This is a genomic window from Rhizobacter sp. P2_H2 (assembly GCF_056403375.1).
Map to the genome: position 1 here is coordinate 1 of NZ_JBFUFP010001147.1, position 1,658 is coordinate 1,658.

1 protein-coding gene is annotated in these 1,658 nt (G+C 67.2%); it reads left to right on the forward strand.

Annotation, left to right across the window (positions count from 1 at the left end):
* A partial coding sequence (locus AC1D15_RS31000) for an NHL repeat-containing protein (protein ID WP_477829054.1) occupies positions 1 to 1,460 on the forward strand: 1,460 nt, incomplete at its 5' end.
* Positions 1,461 to 1,658: the final 198 nt, after the last annotated feature.

Below are 1,658 nucleotides of genomic sequence, written 5' to 3' on the forward strand. Positions count from 1 at the left end.
CCGGCATACTGGAAGCGGCTGACACCGAGTACCGTTTCGGCACGCTCAATCTGCTGGACCGCACCCGCACTGCCGGCCCCGAGAACCTGGGCCGCTTCACGCGCGTGGTGCTGCCGCTGAGCGACGCTGCCTTCGGCCCGATCAGCGTCAAGACCATCGGCGGCACGAGCACGCCCTTCAGTGTCAACGTGGCCAGCGTGGACGCGGTCGCCCCGACCGGCACCCCGGCCGACCCGGTGCAGGCATCGGCCCATGCCGGGCAAGCCGTCAGCCTGAGCGGCCAGGGCTTGAGCACCGCCACCGATGTGCTGCTGCGCTTCATCGACGGCAATGGCAGCCTGGGCATGGTGAAACTCAGCCCATCGTCCGCCGCCGCAGACGGCAGCAGCGCCGGCCTGACGCTGCCCACGCAATTGAACGGCGCCTTCGGCGTGCAGGTGTTCGGGTCGGCCAGCCAGCCCTTGCTGCAAATCGTGCCCACGCTCACCAGCGTGGACATTCAAAGCCGCATCATCGTGACGGGGACTGGTTTTGTTGAGGGCAACGCCAGCTACCAGTTTGCAGGCGCCAGTGCCAACGACACACCGTTCGACCCGAGCGTCCATATCGAGGTGACGAACAACACCAGCGCCAGCATCGACCGCGTCGCGCTGCCGTCACACGGTCTGGGCCCGGTGAGCGTGAGCACGGCCGGCGGCCGCAGCGCGACGCTGGCCCTGAACACGGTGCGCGTGAACGTGCCGATCGGCAACAGCAGCTTGGGGGATGTGGCAGTCGACCCAGTGAGCGGCCATTTGTGGGTTAGCGACCAGGCCAGCCCGGCTCATTTGCTGCGCATCGACCCGGCCACCGGCCAGACCGTGCAAACCCTGACCTTGAGTGCCGCCTTCGGCTCGATCATCGTCTTCAACAACATCGGCCTGCACGTGCTGACGGCCGCCATGACCCTGGGCAGCAGCACCGTGCCCGCGGGCAGTTTGCTGGTGTTCAACGGCAGCGTGAGCGGCAACGACCGCGTGCTTGCCGTCGATACCGGCAGCGGCGCGGTGATTGCAACCCTGAATCTCGATGCGACCTACCGGCTCACCGGCGCCGCCTTCAACCCGGCCAATGGCCATATCTACCTGACCGAAAGCAATGGCCCGGCCAACCGCATCATCGAGCTGAGCGCGGCCAGCGGCGCGCAGCTTGCCGCAGTGACCGCGCCGTTTGGCGTGCAGACGGGCGCCGGCCTGGCCATCGCGCCAGCCACCGGCCACCTGTGGTTTGGCTCGGTCAGCAGCGGCGCACTGCTGGTTGAGTTGCGCATCGACGGCACCGGCCAACTCACTGAGCTGCGGCGCTTGGACGCGAGCACGCAAAACCTCAACCAGAACGAAATATCGGGCCTGTCTTTCGCGGCTGACGGCGCGCTGTGGGTGGCCTCGATCCAAGGCGAGGTCTACCGCATCAACACGTGAAGCCGACCTACCAGACGAACACCCCCGCCTCCGCAAAGCACAAGGCCATGCGGCGCCGCGTCTCGGCCAGCGCCCAGCACGTGCCGGGCGCGATCGGATGTGGTCTCTGCTCGCCAGAAGCGCGGACTGTTAATCCGTTGGTTCCTGGTTCGAGCCCAGGTCGAGGAGCCAGTATTGACGGGGCCCGCAGCGATGCGG